The organism is Oscillospiraceae bacterium (genome assembly GCA_035353335.1).
Taxonomy (GTDB): Bacteria; Bacillota; Clostridia; order Oscillospirales; family JAKOTC01; genus DAOPZJ01.
Window position 1 is genome coordinate 1 of sequence record DAOPZJ010000098.1, and the last position, 4861, is coordinate 4861.

General features: G+C 50.1%; 4 protein-coding genes. 2 read left to right on the forward strand and 2 right to left on the reverse strand.

What is annotated here, in order from left to right; translation table 11 throughout:
• Positions 1 to 118: 118 nt before the first annotated feature.
• Positions 119 to 1876 carry an ABC transporter ATP-binding protein gene (locus PKH29_12435; GenBank protein ID HNX15645.1) on the reverse strand — a complete coding sequence of 586 codons (1758 nt, stop codon included), beginning with the start codon at positions 1874 to 1876 and terminating at the stop codon, positions 119 to 121.
• On the reverse strand, positions 1877 to 2875 hold the full coding sequence (locus PKH29_12440; protein ID HNX15646.1) for a DUF2804 domain-containing protein: 999 nt from the start codon (positions 2873 to 2875) through the stop codon (positions 1877 to 1879). It lies immediately after the preceding gene.
• Between the two features lie 159 nt (positions 2876 to 3034).
• Between PKH29_12440 and PKH29_12445 the strand changes: the two genes are divergently transcribed.
• Entirely contained in the window at positions 3035 to 4447 is a 1413-nt protein-coding gene (locus tag PKH29_12445) for an MATE family efflux transporter (GenBank protein ID HNX15647.1), read from the forward strand.
• Positions 4448 to 4485: 38 nt separating this feature from the next.
• Positions 4486 to 4861: sugar phosphate isomerase/epimerase (locus tag PKH29_12450; GenBank protein ID HNX15648.1), on the forward strand; the 376-nt coding region annotated here is incomplete at its 3' end.

Genomic DNA, 4861 nt, shown 5'->3' on the forward strand with positions numbered 1-4861 from the left:
CCCGTAATCCAAGGGAAAAACTTAAAATATTTTAATAGCCGACGCAGCGTATGACGGCGTTTTTTCTTTTCGTATTCGCTCATGCGGCCTTTTGGAAGATGCTCGTTTGCAACGGGTTTCATCGAATCTCACCCCCCTGCTCGCGGGATTTAATTAAATCGATTAAATCGTTATATGCGTCGTTTGTTTTTAAAAGCTGTTCGTGACTGCCGATGCCCGCAATGCTTCCGTCTTTATTGAGAAGCAAGATGTTATCGGCTGCCATTGCCGCGCTGATGCGGTGGGTGATGAACACGGTGATTCGTTCTGAGCGCGAGTCGGTCAAATTTTTTAATATCGCCTGCTCGGTGGCCGCATCAACCGCCGAGAGGCAGTCGTCGAGCAGCAATAATTTCGGATTGCGAACAAGCGCCCGCGCAATCGAGATACGCTGTTTTTGTCCGCCCGAGAGCGTCATGCCGCGCTCGCCGACGACGGTGTCATAACCGTCGGGCTGCGCCGTAATGTTGTCATCTACGCAGGCGAGTTTTGCCGTTTCGTGCACTTGTTCGTCAGTGACTTTTTCATCGAAGAAAGCGATATTTTCGGCGATGGTATCCGAAAATAAAAAGCTGTCCTGCGGCACAAACGCGGCATGCTTTCGCACGGTTAAAATCGGAATTTGATTCACGTCAACACCGTCGAGGAAAACCTTACCGTCGGGAAGCGGCCAAAGGCGTAAAATCAAATTTGCCAGTGTGGTTTTGCCGCTTCCGGTCACGCCCATTACCGCAAGAAGTTGGCCCTGCCTAACCCGGAAACTGATATTTTTTAAAACCGGCGCATCGGTATTTGGATAAGAAAACGTCAGATCTCGCACTTCGAGTTCTTTGGTGTCCAAATCAGTGATCGCGGGGTCTGCGGCAGAATCGTTGACACTGGGCTTTTCATCGAACAACTGGTCAAGCCGCCCCATCGAGACACGGCCGCGCTGCCAGATGGTCATGATCCGGCTGATCATGTTCATCGGCTCGACAACCAACGCAAGATAACCGTTAAACGCCACATACTGCCCCAATGTCATTACACCGTCGATGACCATCTTACCGCCGATCATCAAAAACACCGAGAATACGATACCGAATACCAATGTCGTCGAAGGACCGATCAACGCCGAGATGCGCACCATCGACATTTCGCTTGCCCATTTGCGTTTTGAAAGACGCGAAAAGGTCTCGGATTCGCTTTTTTCCTGGGCATAAGCCTTGACTACGCGGATGCCTGTGATGTTTTCTTGGGTTTTTGCATTCAAATCGGAGACCGCCTCCTGCGCACGCTTGAAGCGCTTGCGGATGGTAAAACGCAGTTTGGTCAACCCGAAGGCCAAAATCGGGAGCGGCGCGATTGCCGCAAGTGTCAGCTTCCAGTCCACCACATCGACCATGTATGTGATCGAAACGACCGTGGTGACTGCGGTGTTGATCACCCCGACAAGACCCATGCCGAACATCATGCGCACGGCGTTGATGTCCGAGATCGAACGGGTAATGATGTCGCCGGTGTTATATCTGACAAAAAAATCACCCGATTGGCTCTGGAGATGAGAAAACAGCCCCGTGCGCAAATCGAGTTCGATTTTTCGTGTGGTTCCGATGATCAGAAAACGCCAGATAAAACGCGCCGCAAAAGCACCTGATGCAGTTGCAATCATCAAAACTGCCGCTGTTTTTATCGCGTTAAAATCGTTTTTTCCGTCGGAGAGAGCATTGACGGCATCCCCTAAAAGACCGGGGATCTGCGCGCTCAGAAAAGAGGTTCCGCCCGCCAAGATGATGCCGAATAAATAGGACATCCAATTCTTTTGGAAAACGTTTTTGATGATTGATTTACTGTTCACTTACCAATTGTTCCTTGCAAATTCCGCGAACGAATAGAGTTCGTCGATTGCAAGTTTCCTCCCGCCGTTAAGCACTGCGCTTCCGGTAAATTTCCCGAACATCTGATGGCATTCATTATCGATCCAAAGCAGCTTTGTTTTAGTAGTGCGGTCATAGGAAGGCGTTATAGTCAGATCAACCCTGCCCTCCCGATCGCGCAGCCGCCAGGGCATCATATAGTTTTCTTGGCGTTCAAAAGTCACCGGGCCGATTTTATGTGCCTTGCCCTCATAAAACAGTATGTTTTCGGTCGCGGCGGAGGTGTTTCCGAAACCGCATCCGAGATTGAAACCGAAGATCTCCCCGTCGATGATACCGGTACCGTTGCTCCAATACCATTCGTTTGAAAAAGGCCATACGCCTCTGCCCCAATCGAGCAGTCCGAATGCGCGGTCCTTGAATTCATATTTTTTATCGCCATATGTAAAACCGCCCTCTGCGGTCATACAGTTAATCTTGTGATTATAATAAAACTCCGTCGGTTTTTCCGCAAAAGGAATGCTGATGACAAGTGAATTGGGATTTTTTCGTGTGAGTTTGATATCGGCGGTCACATCGTCCCAGACACAATGCAGTGTGCGCACCTCATTCTTCGTCTCGAAAGTCATGATCCGGCTGTCTTTCCCCCATGATAGAACACTGTTCTTCTCGGCGTCGGAAGGCATATTCAGAGAACCGAACGGCAGAGGAAGCAGCATCCCGCGCTCAAACAGCTTTTCGCCCTTTGCGAAATCGAATGCCATAATCAACACTTGACCGGCATACGAGGCATGTCCGATGGTGAATTGCAAGCAGATTCGATCGTCTGTAATCTGGTAAAAATCCCATTCTTTGATCCGCCAAGGTGGGGCTTTGATTGCCCTGCGGTCATAATGCAGCATACTCTTCGTACTGTAACCGGGAATAGGTCTTCCCCTCTCGTCCAAAACAGGGCCTGCTTCGGTCAAAAGTTTTTCCATTCCGTACCTCCCGTATGTCATGCTACAGTAAAAATTATAGGTTCTTTTCCCATTGATGTCAAGCCGATTTCGGGTTGAAATTTCAGGAATTCCATTATATAATGAAAACAATTCACAACGCCGCGGGCGTTCGTTCGCCGGCGGGAACGGAGACCTGTTTTGTCCTGTAAATCTTTTGTAAAACGCTTGTTCGATCCCCGATGCATGGTCAAACCCGAACTCGTAGAGGGCGAGTTGCCGGACGCAAAAACCGCCTACCCGACATTCATTAAACTCGCAATGCCCGCCGTGGTCGAACTGATGTTGATTTCGATGATCTCAGTCGCCGATACTGCGATGGTCAGTTCCCGGGGAGAAGCGGCCATCACTGCCGTCGGACTCACCGGACAACCCACGATGATCTTACTGGCTCTGTTTTTTGCCCTTAATGTGGGTGTCACGGCCGTCATTGCGCGGCGAAAAGGCGAACAGCGTCAGGAAGACGCGAATACCGTACTTAGAATGGCTCTTATGCTCGCGATGGTTTTGGGCGTGATCATGACTGTCGTTTCAATATTCTTCGGACGCTGGTTTATGATGCTTTCCGGTGCGAAAGAAGATACCATCGCCGACAGCACAATCTATTTTCAAATCGTCAACGCTGTTTTGATGTTTCGGGCAATGACGCTCGCAATCACATCCGCCCAGCGCGGCGTAGGGAACACAAAAATCTCAATGCGTATTAACATCACCGCCAACGCAGTCAATATCGTTTTTAATTATCTGCTCATCAACGGTCATCTCGGTTTTCCGGAGCTCGGCGTCGCGGGTGCGGCGATTGCGACTTCTATCGGAAATATGGTTGGTTTCGGACTTGCCGTCGCCTCACTGCTGCAAAAAGATGGTTATCTCCGCTTGAAACCGCACCAGAGTTGGAAAATTAACAAAGAAGCGCTTTCCGCAATAAGAAAAGTCAGCGGAAACGCCGTTCTGGAACAGATGGTGCTTCGGTTCGGATTTTTCACCTTCGCCCGTGTCGTCGCGGAACTCGGAACGATGGTTTTTGCCACCCATCAGATCGGTATGCAGGCACTCAACCTCTCTTTTACTTTTGCCGACGGTTTAGGTGTCGGAGCCACAACGCTGGTCGGTCAATATCTCGGCGCAAAGCGTCCGGACATTTCGGCAGTTTACGGACGTGTAGCCCAACGCATCGCGATGGCGGGCTCTCTGTTGATTTTAATTCTGTTCGCTTCCTGCGGGAAGTTTTGGATAACGCTTTTTTCGGACGAGCCCGACGTCATTGCTTTGGGTACCCTGATTATGATCATCGCCGGTATCGCTGTACCTCTACAAACCTCAACCGTTGTTTCAGCGGGTAGCCTGCGTGGTGCGGGGGACACTAAATTTGTCGCTTATACGATGTTAATTTCCGTAGGAATCATCCGCCCGCTGCTCGGGTATGTCTTTGCCCTTGTGCTTGGATGGGGTCTGATCGGTGCCTGGATGTCTCTGTTGATTGATTTAAGCATCCGCCTGACGCTGACTTACCGACGATTTTCAAGCGGAAAGTGGTCTAAAATAATCGTATAATTAAATTTATACATATCAAAAACGCGGGAGGATTTATTATGTTTTTTCGCATCGGCGTACGCGCGCATGACTATGGCCGCAAAACACCTCACAATCTTGCACATACGCTTAAAACGGCCGGATTTTGCAGTACGCAATTAGCGATTTCCAAGGCCATTATCGGAATGGAGCAGGATATCGGACACCTGACACCGGGATTGTGCTTTGAAATCGGAAAGAGCTTCGCCGACGCCGGAATTCATCTCGCTGTGCTCGGCTGCTATATTGAGCCGGTACATCCCGACGAGGAGACCCGCCGCCTGCATTTGCGCCGATTTAAGGAGCATCTGCTGTATGCTCGCATGATGGGCGGGCTGGTCGTCGGCACGGAGACGACGTTATACAGAGCCGAAGAGAGCGGACGTGAAAAGGCAT